This is a genomic window from Pseudoxanthomonas suwonensis, from assembly GCF_000972865.1.
Lineage (GTDB): Bacteria > Pseudomonadota > Gammaproteobacteria > Xanthomonadales > Xanthomonadaceae > Pseudoxanthomonas > Pseudoxanthomonas suwonensis_B.
In genome coordinates, this window is record NZ_CP011144.1 from 1,422,090 (window position 1) to 1,438,849 (window position 16,760).

13 protein-coding genes are annotated in these 16,760 nt (G+C 71.6%); 10 read left to right on the forward strand and 3 right to left on the reverse strand.

The features are described 5' to 3' along the window. Positions 1–53 precede the first annotated feature (53 nt). From WQ53_RS05985 to WQ53_RS05995, 3 genes are all read right to left on the reverse strand, one after another. On the reverse strand, positions 54–1,196 hold the full coding sequence (locus WQ53_RS05985; protein WP_082112879.1) for a pyridoxal phosphate-dependent aminotransferase: 1,143 nt from the start codon (positions 1,194–1,196) through the stop codon (positions 54–56). Positions 1,197–1,206: 10 nt separating this feature from the next. Continuing rightward, complete coding sequence (locus WQ53_RS05990) at positions 1,207–3,855, reverse strand: TonB-dependent receptor plug domain-containing protein (protein ID WP_052631226.1); 2,649 nt, start codon at positions 3,853–3,855, stop codon at positions 1,207–1,209. Between the two features lie 591 nt (positions 3,856–4,446). Next, positions 4,447–7,146, reverse strand: a complete 2,700-nt coding sequence (locus WQ53_RS05995; protein ID WP_052631227.1) for a bifunctional acetate--CoA ligase family protein/GNAT family N-acetyltransferase — start codon at positions 7,144–7,146, stop codon at positions 4,447–4,449. Between the two features lie 288 nt (positions 7,147–7,434). On the opposite strand from WQ53_RS05995, the gene ccoN reads away from it, so the two are divergent. The 10 genes from ccoN to WQ53_RS06045 all read left to right on the forward strand — a co-directional run bounded on the left by ccoN (position 7,435) and on the right by WQ53_RS06045 (position 16,723). Further along, positions 7,435–8,874 (forward strand): cytochrome-c oxidase, cbb3-type subunit I, encoded by a 1,440-nt coding sequence (gene ccoN, locus WQ53_RS06000; RefSeq protein WP_052631228.1) that lies wholly within the window; start codon positions 7,435–7,437, stop codon positions 8,872–8,874. 9 nt (positions 8,875–8,883) lie between these two features. After that, positions 8,884–9,516, forward strand: coding sequence for a cytochrome-c oxidase, cbb3-type subunit II (ccoO, locus tag WQ53_RS06005; RefSeq protein WP_052631229.1), 633 nt, complete (start codon positions 8,884–8,886; stop codon positions 9,514–9,516). Then, entirely contained in the window at positions 9,513–9,713 is a 201-nt protein-coding gene (locus WQ53_RS06010; protein ID WP_052631230.1) for a CcoQ/FixQ family Cbb3-type cytochrome c oxidase assembly chaperone, read from the forward strand. The genes ccoO and WQ53_RS06010 overlap by 4 nt, the downstream gene beginning before the upstream one ends. Continuing rightward, positions 9,710–10,648 carry a cytochrome-c oxidase, cbb3-type subunit III gene (gene ccoP / locus WQ53_RS06015; protein WP_052631231.1) on the forward strand — a complete coding sequence of 313 codons (939 nt, stop codon included), beginning with the start codon at positions 9,710–9,712 and terminating at the stop codon, positions 10,646–10,648. The genes WQ53_RS06010 and ccoP overlap by 4 nt, the downstream gene beginning before the upstream one ends. Further along, a complete protein-coding gene (locus tag WQ53_RS06020) occupies positions 10,645–10,941 on the forward strand; it encodes a hypothetical protein (protein WP_052631232.1) in 297 nt (98 codons plus the stop codon). The genes ccoP and WQ53_RS06020 overlap by 4 nt, the downstream gene beginning before the upstream one ends. 200 nt (positions 10,942–11,141) lie before the next feature. Beyond that, entirely contained in the window at positions 11,142–12,692 is a 1,551-nt protein-coding gene (locus WQ53_RS06025) for a 4Fe-4S dicluster domain-containing protein (RefSeq protein ID WP_052631233.1), read from the forward strand. After that, positions 12,689–13,219, forward strand: coding sequence for a FixH family protein (locus WQ53_RS06030; RefSeq protein ID WP_052631234.1), 531 nt, complete (start codon positions 12,689–12,691; stop codon positions 13,217–13,219). The genes WQ53_RS06025 and WQ53_RS06030 overlap by 4 nt, the downstream gene beginning before the upstream one ends. Positions 13,220–13,243: 24 nt before the next feature. After that, entirely contained in the window at positions 13,244–15,817 is a 2,574-nt protein-coding gene (locus WQ53_RS06035; RefSeq protein WP_236685911.1) for a heavy metal translocating P-type ATPase, read from the forward strand. Continuing rightward, positions 15,814–15,996, forward strand: coding sequence for a cbb3-type cytochrome oxidase assembly protein CcoS (gene ccoS / locus WQ53_RS06040; RefSeq protein ID WP_052631236.1), 183 nt, complete (start codon positions 15,814–15,816; stop codon positions 15,994–15,996). The genes WQ53_RS06035 and ccoS overlap by 4 nt, the downstream gene beginning before the upstream one ends. A 1-nt stretch (position 15,997) precedes the next feature. Next, complete coding sequence (locus WQ53_RS06045) at positions 15,998–16,723, forward strand: sulfite exporter TauE/SafE family protein (RefSeq protein WP_052631237.1); 726 nt, start codon at positions 15,998–16,000, stop codon at positions 16,721–16,723. Positions 16,724–16,760: the final 37 nt, after the last annotated feature.

A 16,760-nucleotide genomic window follows, 5' to 3' on the forward strand; every position in this document is an offset into this window, starting at 1 on the left:
AGCCTGCCCCTTGCGGACGACAGGCGTGAAGGCGGTGCGGGTCCGGCGCCTGGCTAGCCGGCTGGCGCCAGCACCTCCACCAGCGCGCGCCGGGCGACTGCGTTCTCCTCCGGCCGGCCGATGGTGATCCGCAGCCAGGTCGCATAGGGCGGGAACGCGCGGGCGACGCGCACGCCGCGCTCCAGCAGCTTCGCCGCCAGTTCGGCATGCGGCCGGCCGCCGTCGAAGAACACGAAGTTGCCCGCCGGTTCGGCATGGCGCAGGCGCAGGCGTCCGAGCAGCGCCAGCCACTGCCGGCGCTCGGCCGCCACCGCCTGCCGCACCGCGGCCACGTGCGCGGTGTCCTCCAGGCTGGCCACCGCGGCGGCGACCGACAGCTGGTTCAACCCGTGCGCCGATCCCACGCCGCGCGCCGCCAGCTCCCGCGCCAGCGGCAAGGGCGCGATCGCATAGCCGATCTGCAACCCGGCCAGCCCGTGGATCTTGCCGAAGGTGCGGAACACCACGACGTTGGCGCCTTCGCGCAGCAGCCGCGCCGCGGTCAGGCGGGCGGCATCGTCGCGGTAGTCGAGGTAGGCCTCGTCCACGATCGCCAGGGTCCGTCGCGAGACCTCGCGCAGGAACGCGTCGAACGCGCCGCCCTCGCTGAGCGTGCCCGAGGGATTGTGCGGATTGACCACGAACAGGGCGCGGGTGCGCGGCCCGACCGCGGCCGCCAGTCCCGGCAGGTCGTTATGCAGGCGCGCGTCCAGCGGCACTTCCACCGCGCGGCCGCCGAACGGCGCGGCCGCGTCGACCAGCGCGCCGTAGCCGGGCACCGAGTAGACGAACTCGCCGCCACCGCCGCCGATGGCCAGGTGCTGCCCCAGCGCCTCCAGCACCTCGCCGACCAGCACCTGCTCCGGCGCCACGCCTTCGATGCGGCCGATCTGCGCGCGCAGCGCCTGCGCCTGGTCGGCGGTGACGTAGCGCGGCACCTCCGCCAGCGCGCGCTGGATGGCCTGCACCGCGCGCGGCGAGGGGCCGAAGCTGCTCTCGTTGAGGTTCAGCCGCAGCGGCGCGGCGGCGTCCGCGCCGGCGGCGGCCGCGCCCGGCCACGAGCGCGCCGCCGGTGCCCCCAGCAGCGCGGCGCCCGCCGCGCCGAGGACGCCGGCCCGCAGCCACTGCCGGCGCGAGGGGTCGAAGTCGCGCGCCATGCCGGCCTCCTCAGAACCGCGTTTCGATCCGCGCATAGTAGTAGGCACCGCTCCAGCCGAACGGCGACAGTTCGCTGTACGGGAACACGCCGAAGGTGTCGGCGCCGGACACCTGTGGGGTGGTGGCGATGTTGCGGGTCGGATAGGTGTTGAAGACGTTGTTGGCACCCAGGACCAGCCGCAGGTGGTCGCTGACGTCGAAATGCACGTCCACGTCCGCCACCCACTTCGGCTCCAGGATCTGGATCACGTCGAAGTTGCCGGCGGTCCCGGCCTCGGTGGGCCGGGTGACGAAGCGGGTCGACCCTTCCCCGAAGCGGGCGACGTTGGCCGCGCTCTGGTTGGTGGCGGCCACCCCGCGCACCTCGCCGTAGCGGTGCCCGGACAGGCCCGCGCCCCAGCGCCGCGCGTTCCAGGCCAGTGCCAGGATCAGGTTGTCGCGCGGCTGGCCGCGCTCGACGCGGGTGCGTTCGATCACGTCGAACAGCGGCGTGCGCACGCCGAGCGCGGTCAGCTCCGCGGGTGTCGACGCCACCCGGGTCAGTTCGGTCTCGTTGCGGTTCCAGGCGGCGGTGGCGGTCAGGGAACCGGCGTCCAGCTCCCACAGGTAGCGCGCCGAGACGTCCACGCCGGAGGTGCGGGTGTCGGCGGCGTTGCTGAAGTAGCGCACGCTGGTCACCCCGGGCGAACCGAGCGCGGCCAGATAGTCGCGGATCGCGGTGGAACCGGCGGCGTCGACGAAGTTGCTGGACAGGAAGATGCGGTCGTCGATGTCGATCCGGTAGACGTCCACCGAGGCCACCAGGCCGCGCCAGCCCCAGGTCAGGCCGGCGGTGTAGTTGCGCGCCTCCTCCGGCTCCAGCGGACGCGCGCCGAGCGCGCGCGCCTCCACCGAGTCCACCGGCGCGGTGCGCACCAGCACGTACTCGGGCAGGCCGGTGACGACGTTGTTGAGCGTGCGGCTGCTGGTGGAGCTGAAGTACTGCTGCGCCAGCGCCGGCGCATGGAAGCCGCTGCTGGCCGAGGCGCGCAGCGCCACCCCGCCGCCCAGCGCGTAGCGCAGCGCGAGCTTGCCGTTGGTGGTGTTGCCGAAGTCGCTGTAGTCCTCGAAGCGCAGCGCGAGCGAGGCCAGCAGCCGTTCGCCCAGTTCGCTCTCGACTTCGGCGTAGGCGGCGACGTTGTGGCGGCTGTAGTCGCCGGCGTCGCCGGGCTGGATGCCGGCGAAGCCCTGCGAGCCGATGGTCGGCACGCTGCCGGCGGCCGGTCCGTCCAGCACCCGGTACGGTCCCCAGACGTAGGAGGCCTCCTCGCCGGGCGAGATGCCGTAGCTGTCGCGGCGGTACTCGGCGCCGAGCACCAGCTGCAGCGGCGCGCTCCAGCCGATCTCGAAGCTGTTGGCGAAATCCAGGTTGGTGGTCCACTGGCTCGATTCCAGCGCGCCGTTGTAGAACGCGGTCGGGCTGGCCGTGCCCAGGGTGGCGTTGAGCGTGTTGCGGGTGCGGTACTCCAGCTCGTTGCCGCCATGCACCGTGCTCAGGTCCCAGCGCCAGTCGCCGGCGCGTCCCTTGATGCCGGCCGCCAGCGAATGGTTGGTGCTGGTGGTGTCGACCCAGGGCAGGAAGCCGTCCGGGTAGATCGCGCGCACGTTCTCCGGCTGCCCGGAGCGGCGCAGCGAGGCGTTGGAACTGCCATCGCTGATCCCGTAGCCGCCGAACGCATAGACCTGCAGTTCGTGCCCGCCGCCCAGCGGCTTGTCCAGGTTGCCGAACACGGTGCGCTCCACCGTGTCGGCCGAATCGGCGAAGCGCCACAGCGCGCCACGGTCGATCGTGGCCTCGCGCGGATCGGCCAGTGCGCCGCCGCCTATCGGCGCCAGGCCCGTGCCCGAACCGTAGCTGCCGGACAGGGCGACCGGCAGCCCGGTCACCGGATGGATGCCGAAGTACTGCTGGCGCGTGTCGGGCAGCGCGCGGTCGGCCGCCTCGCGGTCGCGGTAGTCGACGGTGAAATGCACACCGCCACCTTCGGGGAAGCCGAACCCGGCGTTGAGGCTGGCCTTGCTGGTGTCGCCGCCGCCGTCGCGGGTGCGGCCGTGGCTGGCGACGCCCTCGAAGCCAGCGTCGTGGCGCAGGACGATGTTGACCACGCCGGCGATGGCGTCGGAGCCGTACTGCGCCGAGGCGCCGTCGCGCAGCACTTCGATCCGCTCGATGGCGCTGACCGGGATCGCGTTGAGGTCGGTGGACACCGCGCCCTTGCCGACCGTGCCGCCGGTGTTGACCCAGGCACTGGTGTGCCGGCGCTTGCCGTTGACCAGTACCAGGGTCTGGTCCGGCGACAGGCCACGCAGGGTGGCCGAGCGGATGTGGGTATTTCCGTCCGGCGTGGTCGGGTGCGGGAAGTTGAACGACGGCAGCAGCGACTGCAGCACCTTGCTGATGTCGGTGTGGCCACTGCGGCGGATGTCCTCGGCGCTGAGCACGTCGATCGGCACCGGCGAAGTCAGCACGGTGCGCGGCTGGGTGCGCGAGCCGGTGACGGTGACCCGGTCGAGGGTGGCGACCTCGGCCTCCTGGGCGGCGGCGAAGGCGGGAGACAGCAGGGTGGCGATCGCCGCGGACAGCAGGGTCCGCCGCGAGCCGGAGGCGCGGTAGGTCATCGGGGGTGTTTCCTGGGGGAGGAAGTGGCGCGGTCCGCGGACGCGGACGCAGTTGCCCGTCAGCGGCTCATCGGTTTCGACATCGGACGGGAGGCATGGGCATGGCGAGGGAGACCGGATGAATACGCGTAATACCTGCGTAACATTTGTCTCACATCGACCGGCCCTGCTACCGGTGCCGAATCATGAGTTTCCGGAATCTGCAAATAACCGCGCACGCGCACGCCGATCGAAAGAGGGCCCGAAAGGGGTCAGGTACATTTTCCTGGCTAGCGCAGGTTGAGGCCGAAGTCCCTCACGCAAAGCTGCGCAGCAGCCTGATTGCGCGGACGTCCAGTTGCAAAGCAAGGCGCAGATCTATCGGCAGAAATAAACCTGACCCCATTTAGCGCGAATGGGGTCAGGTACATTTTTCCCTGCGTACCGCAGGTCGAACCGGGATCCTCACTCCATACTGCGCAACAACTTGGCCACGCATACAGTCCCTGCAAGACGGACAACCGCGGGCGAGAAAATGAACCTGACCCCATTTAGGCAGGAGGCCTCGTACGCAAGAAAATGAACCTGACCCCTTTTTGGGGCCACGCGAGGTCAGGGGGCGGCGATCGGAAGTTCCACGTCCATCAGTGTGGCGTCGTCGCGGTCGGGGCGGATGCGGAAGCCCAGTTGCTGGCACATCGTCAGCATGGTCACGTTCTCGCGCAGCACCTGGCCTTCCACCATCTTCAGGCCGATCGAGCCGGCGTACTCGATCATGATCCGCATCAGCTGCCAGCCGATGCCGTAGCCCTTCAGGTCCGAGCGCACCAGGATCCCGTACTCGCCGCGCTCGTAGTTGGCATCGGCGAGCAGGCGCACCGCGCCGAGCATCTCGCCGCTGTCCGGGTCGATCGCCACCAGCGCGATCGAGCGCGCGTAGTCGAGCTGGGTCAGGCGGGCGATGAACTCGTGGCTGAAGTGGCGTACCGCCGAGAAGAAGCGCAGGCGCAGGTCTTCGTCGGTCACCTTGTCGAAGAACCGGCGGAACAGTTCTTCGTCCTCCGGCCGCACCGGGCGCACGAACATGCGCCGGCCGTGGGCCAGCTCCACCTGCCGCTCCCACTCCTTCGGGTACGGCCGGACCACGAAGCGCGAATGCCACGGGCCCTTCTGCACCGGCCCCTCGTACGCGGCGATGGCCACCCGCGCGTCCACCGCGATCACCCCGTCGCGGTCGGCCAGCAGCGGGTTGATGTCCAGCTCGCGGATCTGCGGGATGTCGGCGGCCAGCTGCGCCAGCTTGACCAGCACCAGCGCCACCGCGCGCTCGTCGGCGGCGAGCACGTCGCGGTAGGCCTTGAGGATGCGCGAGACCCGCGTGCGCGAGATCAGCTCGTGGGCCAGGCGCAGGTCCAGCGGCGGCAGCGCCAGCGCCTTGTCGTCGATCACCTCCACCGCGGTGCCGCCGCGGCCGAACACGATCACCGGGCCGAAGGTGGCGTCGTCGGCCAGGCCGGCGATCAGTTCGCGCGCCTTGGGCCGGGTGATCATCGGCTGCACGGTGACGCCATCGATACGCGCCTCCGGGCGCGCCTGGCGGGCGCGCTCGAGGATGCCGGCGGCGGCCTCGCGCACCGATGCCTCGCTGGCGAGGTTCAGGCGCACGCCGCCGACGTCGGACTTGTGCACGATGTCGGGCGAGAGGATCTTCAGCGCCACCGGCAGGCCCTGCGCCAGCAGCGGCGCGGCGGCGGCCGCGGCGGCATCGGCATCGGTGGCCAGGGTCACCGGCGTGATCGGGATGCCGTAGGCGCCCAGCAACGCGGTCACCTCAAGCGGATCCAGCCAGCGCCGGCCTTGGGCCAGCGCGCCGGACACGATCGCCTGCGCGGCGGCGGCGTCGACCACGAAGTCCTCCGGCAGGCTGGGCGGCGTTTCCATCAGCGCCTGCTGCGCCTCGCGGTGGCGGACCAGGTACATGTAGCCGCGCACCGCGTCGGACTCGGTCGCGTAGGTGGGCACGTCGGCGGCATTGAGCGCGGCGATGGCGGCGTCGTGCCCGCCCAGCCACACTCCCAGCACCGGCTTGCCCGCACCCGGCCGCGGCCGCCGGCCCAGCACTTCGGCCACCGCCCTGGCGGCTTCTTCCGAGGAGGACAGCGCGGTGGGCACGTTCATCACCAGCACCGCGTCGTTGTCGCGGTCGGCCAGCAGCGTCTCCAGCGCAACGGTGTAGCGGGCCGCGTCGGCGTCGCCGACGATGTCCACCGGGTTGGAGCGCGACCAGGTCGGCGGCAGCACCGCATCCAGCCGCTTCACCGTCGCCTCGTCCAGCGCCGCCAGGGTGCCGCCGAGGTCGACCAGGCGGTCCACCGCCAGCACGCCGATGCCGCCGCCGTTGGTCAGGATCGACAGCCGCCGCCCCGGCGCGCTGCGCAGATGGCCGAGGGTCTCGGCGGCGGCGAACAGTTCGTCCAGCGCCAGCACCCGCAGCAGGCCGGCGCGGCGGAAGGCGGCGTCGTAGACCGCGTCCGAGCCGGCCAGCGCGCCGGTGTGGGTCGCCGCCGCCTTCGCGCCCTGGGCGTGGCGGCCGGACTTGACCACCACCACCGGCTTGGCGCGCGCGGCCGCACGCGCGGCGGACATGAACTTGCGCGCGTCGCGGATCGATTCGATGTAGAGCAGGATCGCCCGCGTCTTCTGATCCTGGGCGAACCAGTCGAGCAGGTCGCCGAAGTCCACGTCCAGCGCGTCGCCCAGCGACACCACCGCCGAGAAGCCGATCGAGCGCTCCGCGCCCCATTCCACCAGCCCGGCGGCGATCGCGCCGGACTGCGACACCAGCGCCAGGTCGCCCTTCAGCGGGCTACGCGCGGCGAAGCTGACGTTGAGCCCGGCATGCGGCGCCATCACGCCCAGGCAGTTGGGACCGACGATGCGCAGGCCGTGCGGCCGCGCCGCCGCCTCCAACTGCTCCAGCAGCGAACCGGGGCCCTGCCCCAGGCCGGCGGTGACCACCACCGCCGCGCGCGCGCCCACTGCCACCGCCTCGGCGATCACCCCGGGCACGGTAGCCGCCGGGGTGGACACCACCACCAGTTCGGGCTTGAACGGCAGGTCGGCCAGCCGCGCCACCGCCGCCACCCCGTCGATCTGCCGATGCTTCGGGTTGACCAGGCCCACCGGACCGGCGAACCCGGCTTCGCGCAGGTTGCGCACCACCGCGCGCCCGACCGAGCGCTCGCGCGGGCTGGCCCCGACCACCGCGACCGAACGCGGTCGGAACACCGCCTCCAGGGCGTAGGTACTCATGCCGTCGATGCTCCTGTTGCCATCGCCCGGACACGATACAGGGGCCGGCCGCACTTCCCCACCCGGACAATGTGACAGAGGCACGCCATGCCCGGATCGTCCTATGCTTGGCCCAAGGGCTAACCCAACGCCGGCAGGCAGACAGGCGGTCCACCCCGGTCTGCGGGCAAGACGGCGTCCAGTTTCCATGGGTAACCCGAAGCCATCCGTCAAGCATTGATCCGAATCAATGCCCGGATCACCCCACAGGGGGATGATCGCCCCCGTTCAGACTGAGGAACGGACCGCATGCAAAGCGTGCAGGGGACTTACAACGACAAGGTGGTGCGCCAGTTCGCGGTGATGACCGTGGTCTGGGGCATCGTGGGAATGGCCGTGGGCGTGCTGATCGCCGCCCAGCTGTACTGGCCGGCGTTGAACTTCGACGTGCCCTGGCTCGGCTACGGACGGCTGCGGCCGCTGCACACCAATGCGGTGATCTTCGCCTTCGGCGGCAGCGCGCTGTTCGCCACCAGCCTGCACGTGGTCCAGCGCACCTGCCACGTGCGGCTGATCTCCGACGGGCTGGCCGCCTTCGTGTTCTGGGGCTGGCAGCTGGTGATCCTGCTGGCGGCGATCACCCTGCCGCTGGGCCTGACCCAGGGCAAGGAGTACGCCGAGCTGATCTGGCCGATCGACATCCTGATCGCCGTGGTCTGGGTGGCCTACGCGGTGCTGTTCCTCGGCACCATCGTCAAGCGCCGGGTCAAGCACATCTACGTGGCGAACTGGTTCTACGCCTCGTTCATCATCGCCGTGGCCCTGCTGCACATCGTCAACAACATCGCCATCCCGTCCGGGCTCACCCACTCCTACCCGGTCTACAGCGGCGCGGTCGACGCGATGGTGCAGTGGTGGTACGGGCACAACGCGGTCGGCTTCTTCCTGACCGCCGGCTTCCTCGGGATGATGTACTACTACGTGCCCAAGCAGGCCGGCCGCCCGATCTACTCCTACCGGCTGTCGATCGTGCACTTCTGGGCGCTGATCGCGGTCTACATGTGGGCCGGCCCGCACCACCTGCTGTACACCGCGCTGCCGGACTGGGCGCAGTCACTGGGCATGGTGTTCTCGCTGATCCTGCTGGCCCCGTCCTGGGGCGGCGCGATCAACGGCGTGATGACCCTGTCGGGCGTCTGGTACAAGCTGCGCACCGACCCGATCCTGAAGTTCCTGATCGTGGCCATCTCGTTCTACATGATCGCCACCTTCGAGGGGCCGATGATGTCGATCAAGACGGTCAACTCGCTGTCCCACTACACCGACTGGACCGTGGGCCACGTCCACGCCGGCGCGCTGGGCTGGGTGGCGATGATCTCGGTCGGCTCGATCTACTCGCTGCTGCCCAGGCTGCTCGGCCGCGAGCAGATGTATTCGGTCAAGGCGATCGACCTGCACTTTTGGATGCATACCGTCGGCGTGGTGTTCTACATCGTCTCGATGTGGATCGCCGGGGTGATGCAGGGCCTGATGTGGCGCGCCACCAACCCCGACGGCACGCTGACCTACAGCTTCGTCGAGGCGCTCAACGCCACCTACCCGTACTACCTGATCCGGCTGCTCGGCGGCCTGCTGGTCCTGGCCGGCATGTTCGTGATGGCCTGGAACCTGGTGCGCACCTACCGCGCCGCCCCCGCGATCGAGTCGCAACCGGTGCTGCCGGTCGACGCCTCGCAAGTGCGCGCCTGAGGACACCCCATGAGCGAACACAACCAGAATCCCCACGAGAAGATCGAGAAGAACGTCGGCCTGATGGCGGTGCTGATTGCGGTGGCCATCTCCTTCGGCGGCCTGGCCCAGATCGTGCCGCTGATGTTCCAGGCCGAGGCGATCGAGCCGCTGGAGGGCGTGGAGCCGTATCCGGCGCTGCAGCTGGCCGGGCGCGACGTGTACATCCGCGAGGGCTGCTACAACTGCCACTCGCAGATGGTGCGCACCCTGCGCTTCGAGTCCGAGCGCTACGGCCACTACTCGCTGGCCGGCGAGTCGGTCTACGACCGCCCGTTCCAGTGGGGCAGCAAGCGCACCGGCCCGGACCTGGCCCGGGTCGGCGGCCGCTACTCCGACGACTGGCACCGGGTGCACCTGGTCCGCCCGCGCGACGTGGTGCCCGAGTCGAACATGCCCGGCTTCCCGTGGCTGGAGAAGAACCGGGTCGACGGCAAGACGGTGGCCCGGCGCATGTCCGCGCTCAAGGCGCTGGGCGATCCGTACACCGACGAGCAGATCGCGCAGGCCCCCGCCGACGTCGAGGGCAAGACCGAGCTCGACGCGGTGGTCGCCTACCTGCAGGCGCTGGGCCGGCATGCGCCGCGCGGGGGCCAGCCATGATCGCCGGGATCGTCACCGGCCTGCTGCTGGCGCTGTTCATCGGCGCCTGGATCTGGGCGTGGAGCCCCAAGCGCAAGCGCGCGTTCGACGAGGCGGCGCGGCTGCCGCTGGAAGAGGGCGAGGCCAAGGGCAGGACCGAAGCCGGGCGGGATGAAGCGCAGGACGACAAGCAGGACGAGAAGGGGAAGCCGGAATGAGTACCGGATGGACGTGGTTCGTCATCGCCCTGGTGGCGATCAACATCGTCGGCTGCGTGTGGCTGCTGTGGTGGACCTCGCGGCGCCGGCCCGGTGATCCCAAGCCGGAAGACACCTCGCACGTCTGGGACGGCGACATCACCGAATACAACAAGCCGCTGCCGAAGTGGTGGATCAACCTGTTCTACCTGACCATCGTGTTCGGCGTGGCCTACCTGGCCTGGTTCGGCGGCCTGGGCGGCGTGCGCGGCTACAGCGGCTGGACCTCGACCCAGGAGCACGCGCAGGAGAAGGCGGTCGAGGACGCCAAGCTCGAACAGACCTTCGCGCCGTTCGCCGGGCAGGCGATCGACGCGCTGGCGCAGGACCCGACCGCGGTGGCGCTGGGCCGCTCGATCTTCAGCAACACCTGCGCCACCTGCCATGGCTCCTCCGGCCAGGGCGCGATCGGCTACCCGAACCTCACCGACGACATCTGGCACTGGGGCGGCACGCCCGAGCAGATCCTGGAGACGGTGCTGGACGGCCGCGAGGGCGTGATGCCCGAATGGGGCACGGTGCTGACCGGCATGGCCGGCCCGGACGCGATCGACTACACGATCGCCTACATGCGCACCCTGTCGGCGCCGGAGACGCTGCAGAACAACTACATGGCCGCGCGCGGCAGGAAGCTGTACGAGGGCGTGTGCGCGGCGTGCCACGGCGTGGACGGCACCGGCAACGCCGACCTCGGCGCACCCGACCTGACCGACGGCTACTGGATGTACGGCAGCACTCGCGAGAGCCTGTACCAGACCATCGCCCACGGCCGCCACGGGGTCATGCCCGCGCACCGCGAGTTGCTGGGCGAGACCCGCGCGCGGCTGGTCTCCGCCTATGTCTGGTCGCTGTCGCATAATGCGGCCAGGACGGCGAGCCAGCAGGCGGGTCAGTGACCGATTTCAGCGAGCCACGCTTCGACCATCCCCCACGCCCGCTCGCCCAGCGCGTGGGAGCCATCGCTTGGCCCAGCTTCTTCGCCGCCGGCGTGGCGACGATGGTGTTCTTCGCCTTCGTCGACCCGCTGGCGCTGCGCGACCTGACCTTCCCGGACCTGCCGCTGACCCGCGAGCTCGGCTACACGATCGGCTTCTTCATGTTCTGGCTCGCGACCGCGTCCTCGAGCCTGTTCACCTGGATCCTGCTGCGCCCGTCCAGCCGCTTCAACCGCGCGCTGCCACCGGAATAGCGGCCATCCGCAATGCCTGCCCCCTGCGGCAATTTGTCGTCTACCGCGCAGCGGGGATTTGCGGATACTGGGGCGATGCGGAGCCCTGATCCGCCAGCCACGCCGCACCGCGGCCAAGCCGACACCATGAACGCAACACCATTCCCTAGCACTGGCCAACGCGCGCAACCGCCCGCGCTGCCGCCGCCAGGACGGCAGCCATGAGCAAGCGCATCCCGCTGGACGTGGTCGACGACCAGGGCAACTCGTTCTACGTCAGCGAACGCAAGGTCTACCCGCGCGACGTGTCCGGCCGCTACAACCGGCTGCGGGTGGCGGCGGTGGTGTGGCTGCTGGGCATGTTCTACCTGTTCCCGTGGCTGCGCTGGGACGGGCGCCAGGCGGTGCTGTTCGACCTGCCGGCGCGCAAGTTCTACGTGTTCGGCCTGGCGTTCTGGCCGCAGGACTTCCTGTTCCTGGCGCTGCTGCTGATCATCGCGGCGATGGCGCTGTTCTTCTTCACCGCGCTGGCCGGGCGGCTGTGGTGCGGCTACGCCTGCCCGCAGACGGTGTGGACCGAGGTGTTCCTGTGGATGGAGCGCTGGACCGAGGGCGACCGCGGCCGCCGCATGAAACTCGACGCCGGCCCCTGGACCCGCGACAAGGTCCTGCGCAAGGGCGCCAAGCACGCGCTGTGGGCGCTGTTCGCGCTGTGGACCGGCTTCACCTTCGTCGGCTTCTTCACCCCGATCACCGACCTGGCCGCGCGCCTGGTGCCGTTCACCTGGGGCGGCTGGGAGACGTTCTGGGTGCTTTTCTACGCCCTGGCCACCTGGGGCAATGCCGGCTTCCTGCGCGAGCAGGTGTGCAAGTACATGTGCCCGTATGCGCGGTTCCAGAGCGCGATGTTCGACCGCAATACCTTGCTGATCGCCTACGACCCGATGCGCGGCGAGCCACGCGGCCCGCGCAAGCGCGGGCTGGGCGGCGTGCTGGAGCGCGCGCGCGGCCTGCTCGACCCGCAGACCGCCTACGACTACGTGTTCCGCGCCAGCGCCCACCCCACCGCCGCCGACAACCGGCTGCAGGCGCACGGCACCATCACCCTCGGCGGCGCCGGCGAGAAGCCCGCGCCGCTGCCGAAGTTCGCCCCCGGGCAGCTGGGCGACTGCATCGACTGCACGATCTGCGTGCAGGTCTGCCCGACCGGCATCGACATCCGCAACGGCCTGCAGTACGAGTGCATCGCCTGCGGCGCCTGCATCGACGCCTGCGACGAGGTGATGGACAAGATGGGCTACCCGCGCGGGCTGATCCGCTACTCGACCCAGAACGCGATCGACGGCAAGCCCACCCGCGTGCTGCGCCCGCGCGTGTTCGTCTACGGCCTGCTGCTGCTGGGCCTGTGCGGCGCCTGGGTGTGGGGCGTGACCCACCGCAGCGAGCTGATCGCCGAAGTGCTGCGCGACCGCAACGCGCTGTACCGCGAGGCCGCTGACGGCCAGGTCGAGAACGACTACACGCTCAAGCTGATAAACAAGAGCCAGGAGACCCGCCGCTACCGGATCAGCCTGGAGCAGGCCGGCACCGGTCTGCGCCTGTCCGGCCCGGAAGTGGTCGAGGCCGGCCCGGAACAGGTGCTGCCGGTGGTGTTGAGCGTGGTCGCAGACGAAGGCGTCGGCGGCCGCCATGAGATCCGCTTCGTCGTCGAGGGCGAGGACGGCCGCGAACGGCGCATCATCGAAAGCAGCTTCTTCGGACCGAGCCCATGAACGAACCCCACCCCGAATCCCGATCCTCCGTCTGGCGCAATCCGGTGATGTACCTGGTGGTCGGCCTGCCGCTGCTGTCGATCGTCGCCGGCGTCGGCCTGGTGGTGGTCGCGGTGCGTTCCGGCGGCGCCGACTCGGTAACCGACCCGGTCCGCCGCGTGGCCCAGATCCAGACCGCCGACCTGGGACCGGACGAGGCGGCGAACAAGCTGGGCCTGAGCGCGGTGCTGCGGGTGGAGGACGGCATCGTCGAGGTGTTGCCGGCCACCGGCACGTTCCCGCGCGAGCAGGCCCTGCGCCTGTTGCTGGAGCATCCGACGCGGCAGGCCGAGGACCTGCGCCTGGAACTGGCGCCCGAAGGCCCCGGCTGGCGCCTGCAGCAGGCGGTCGACCCGCAGCACGACTGGGTGGTACGGCTGCAACCGGCCGACGGCAGCTGGCGCCTGCAGGGACGCCTGCCCAAGCAACAGCACGCTGCGCGCCTGGCGCCCTCGCTCGGCGCACCCCCGCCCGGCGGGGACGGCTGAGCCGGCGTGTCCGCGGACCTGGCCATGGCTTCGGCGGCCGCGCCCATGGCCGGCACCTGCCACCACTGCGGCGAGTCGCTGCCGGCGCAGCCGAGCGTGCAGGAGGTCGACGGCCGCGCGCAGGCGTTCTGCTGCCAGGGCTGCGCCGCTGCGGCCGGATGGATCGCGCAGGCCGACCTGGGCGGTTACTACCGCTTGCGCAGCGCCAATGGTGGCAAGGCCGGGGGCGGCAAGGTCGGCGAGGAACTGCCGGACCTGTCGGTGTGGGACCGCAGCGACGTGCAGGCCGAGCACAGCCGCGCCGTCGAGGGCGGCCGCGAGATCACCCTGCTCACCGATGGCATGCGCTGCGCTGCCTGCGCCTGGCTGATCGATCGCGCGCTGGCGCGCGAGCCGGGCGTGTTCGACTGCACCGCCAACGCGGTCACCGGCCGCATCCGTATCGCCTGGGATCCGGCGCGCACCGCGCTGTCGGTGCCGCTGCGGCGACTGGCCATGCTCGGCTACCGGCCCTACCTGGCCGGCAGCGAGGCGGCCGAGCGCGAACGCGTGCGCGAACGCCGGCGCTGGTTGCTGCGGCTGGGCATCGCCGGGCTGGGCACGCTGCAGGCGATGATGCTGGCCGAGGCGCTGTACCTGGACTTCGACAGCACCATGCCGGTGGCCACCCGCGACTTCTTCCGCTGGCTGACCTTCCTGCTGAGCACGCCGGTGGTGTTCTACGCCGGCTGGCCGTTCCTCGCCGGCGCGGCCGGCGAACTGCGCGAGCGGCGCCTGGGCATGGACGTGCTGATCGCGGGCTCCACCCTGCTGGCCTACTTCGCCAGCCTGTTCGAGACCCTCCGCGGTGGGCCGCACGTCTGGTACGACGCGGCGGTGATGTTCGTGTTCCTGCTGCTGGCCGCGCGCATGCTCGAGCAGCGCGCGCGCAGCGTGGCCAGCGCCCAGGTCGACGCGCTGGCCCGCGCGCGCCCGGCATTCGCCACCCGCGAACGGGGCGACGGCGGCCGCGAGACCGTGCCGCTGGCAGCACTGCAGGCCGGCGACGTGGCCTGCATGGCCGCCGGCGAGGCGGTGCCGGCCGACGGCGTGCTGCTGGACGCGGAGGCCTGGTTCGAGGAGGCGCTGCTGACCGGCGAATCGGCGCCGGTGCGCAAGGCCGCCGGCGACGCGGTCTATGCCGGCACCGTCTGCCGCGAGCGCCCGGCGCGGCTGCGGGTGACCTGCACCGGCAGCGCCACGCGGCTGTCGCAGCTGTCGCGGCTGGTCGAACAGGCGCAGGCGCATCGTCCTTCGCTGGCGCGCGTGGCCGACCGCATTGCCGGGCGCTTCGTGCTGTTCCTGCTGCCGGTGGCGCTGCTGGTGTTCGTCGGCTGGTGGCAATACGAGCCCGCGCGCGCGCTGGAAGTGACCCTGGCGCTGCTGGTGATCAGCTGCCCCTGCGCGCTGTCGCTGGCGGTGCCGGCGGCGCTGGCCGCCGCGCACGGCGCGCTGGCGAAGATCGGCCTGCTGGCGCTGCGCCCGGACGCGCTGGACACGCTGGCCCGTGCCACCGACGTGGTCTTCGACAAGACCGGCACGCTCACCGACGGCCGACCGGTACTCGTGGCCACCGAATGCTTCGCCACGAACGCCACGGACACGCCGGCACGCGCCAGCGGCGTGCTCACCGACAAGACCGGCACGCTCACCGATGGCCGACCGGTGCTGGCGACCACCGAATGCTTCGGCGCCACGCCGCAGGGCTTCGCCCTCGACCCCGACCAGGCGCAGCGGATCGCGGCAGCGCTCGAGCGCGACAGCGGCCATCCGCTGGCGGCGGCCTTTGCCGGGCGCTCCGTCGAGCCGCCGGCGGCCACGCAGGTGGAGACCGTGCCCGGCCGCGGCGTGCGCGGCATGGTCGACGGCCGTGAATGGCGGCTGGGCCGGGCCGACTTCGCTGCCGGCCGCGAGGACGACGGCGCGCTGTGGCTGGGCGACGGCCAGCGCGCCGGTGCCCGCTTCGTGCTCGAGGAGCGCCTGCGGCCCGATGCCGGCGAGGCGCTGGCCGCGCTGCGCGCAAAGGGACTGCGGCTGCACCTGGCCAGCGGCGACGGCGAGGCGGCGGTGCGGCGCATGGCCGCGGTGCTGGCGCTGGACGAGGCCCACCCGCGGCTGGCGCCGGAGGACAAGCTGGCACGGGTGCGCCAGCTGCAGGCGCAGGGCCGGATCGTGGCGATGGTCGGCGACGGCCTCAACGATGCGCCGGTGCTCGCCGGCGCCGACGTCTCCATCGCCATGGGCGAGGGCGCCTCGCTGGCCCACCGCGCCGCCGACCTGGTCACCACCGGCGGCAGCCTGGGACGGATCCCGGCCGCGGTCACACTGGCGCGCCACACCCGCCGGATCATCCGACAGAACCTGGCCTGGGCCGCCGGCTACAACCTGCTGGCGCTGCCGCTGGCCGCCGCCGGCCTGGTCACGCCCTGGCTGGCCGCGCTGGGCATGGCCCTGTCCTCGCTCGCGGTCACCCTCAACGCGCTGCGCCTGGCGCGTGCGGCGCGCACGGACCATTCCCGCTCCCACCCATCCGTCGCGACAGCGGAGGCGGCGCCATGAACATCCTGCTCCTGCTCATCCCGCTCAGCCTGGTCCTGCTCGGGGTGGCCGTGGCCGCCTTCGTCTGGGCGGTCAAGCGCGGCCAGTTCGACGACCTGGACACCCCGGCGCTGGACATCCTCGAGGACAACGACCGCCCCGCGCCGCCGCCGCAGGAGCGCGACCCGCACGGGTCCTGAGATGCCGGTCGACCTGCCGACGCTGCTGGCCGCCGCGCTCGCCGGACTGCTCGGCGGCATGCACTGCGCGGTGATGTGTGGCGGCATCGCCGCCGGCTTCCCGGCGATGGCGCCGGGCCGCCCGCTGGCGGTGGCCTGGCAGGCCAACCTGGGCCGGATCGGCGGTTACGTCATCGCCGGCGCGCTGGCCGGCGGCCTCGGCGGCGGGCTGCTGCGGCTGCTGCGGGTCGATGCGCTGACGGTGGGCGTGCGGATGGCCGCCGGCGTGGCGCTGATCCTGGTCGCGCTGCGCCTGCTCGGCCGCGGCGGCCGCTTCGACCTGCTGGCCCGGCCGGGCGCGCGCGCCTGGCGCTGGCTGCAGCCGTTGCACCGGCACCTGCTGCCGGCCGACCGCGCCTGGCGGCGCATCGCCCTGGGCGGGCTGTGGGGCTGGATGCCCTGCGGCCTGAGCCTGGGCCTGCTCACCGTGGCCTGGCTGCAGGCCAGCGCCGGCGGCGGCGCGCTGGTCATGGCCGCGTTCGGGCTCGGCACGCTGCCGGTGATGCTGCCGCTGACCTGGTCGGGGGCGCGCATGCACCGCTGGCTGCAGCGCCCGCGGCTGCGCGCCGCGCTGGGCGGGGTCGTGCTCGGGGCCGGCCTGCTGACCCTGTCGGCGCCGTGGCTGATGCAGGTGCCCGTGTTGCACGGCCCGCTGGCCGCGCTGGGCTGCCGGCCGTACGCCGGCTGAAAGTGCCCTGCTGTGTCAGGTACGGATGTCAGGCAAG

Bases quoted from the DNA above. Each gene is read 5' to 3' on its own strand.
- ccoP (WP_052631231.1), top strand. From the start codon at position 9,710: ATGAGTACCGGATGGACGTGGTTCGTCATCGCCCTGGTGGCGATCAAC.
- ccoN (WP_052631228.1), top strand. From the start codon at position 7,435: ATGCAAAGCGTGCAGGGGACTTACAACGACAAGGTGGTGCGCCAGTTC.
- WQ53_RS06045 (WP_052631237.1), top strand. From the start codon at position 15,998: ATGCCGGTCGACCTGCCGACGCTGCTGGCCGCCGCGCTCGCCGGACTG.
- WQ53_RS06030 (WP_052631234.1), top strand. From the start codon at position 12,689: ATGAACGAACCCCACCCCGAATCCCGATCCTCCGTCTGGCGCAATCCG.
- WQ53_RS05985 (WP_082112879.1), bottom strand. From the start codon at position 1,196: ATGGCGCGCGACTTCGACCCCTCGCGCCGGCAGTGGCTGCGGGCCGGC.
- ccoO (WP_052631229.1), top strand. From the start codon at position 8,884: ATGAGCGAACACAACCAGAATCCCCACGAGAAGATCGAGAAGAACGTC.
- WQ53_RS06035 (WP_236685911.1), top strand. From the start codon at position 13,244: ATGGCTTCGGCGGCCGCGCCCATGGCCGGCACCTGCCACCACTGCGGC.
- WQ53_RS05990 (WP_052631226.1), bottom strand. From the start codon at position 3,855: ATGACCTACCGCGCCTCCGGCTCGCGGCGGACCCTGCTGTCCGCGGCG.
- WQ53_RS05995 (WP_052631227.1), bottom strand. From the start codon at position 7,146: ATGAGTACCTACGCCCTGGAGGCGGTGTTCCGACCGCGTTCGGTCGCG.
- WQ53_RS06025 (WP_052631233.1), top strand. From the start codon at position 11,142: ATGAGCAAGCGCATCCCGCTGGACGTGGTCGACGACCAGGGCAACTCG.
- ccoS (WP_052631236.1), top strand. From the start codon at position 15,814: ATGAACATCCTGCTCCTGCTCATCCCGCTCAGCCTGGTCCTGCTCGGG.
- WQ53_RS06010 (WP_052631230.1), top strand. From the start codon at position 9,513: ATGATCGCCGGGATCGTCACCGGCCTGCTGCTGGCGCTGTTCATCGGC.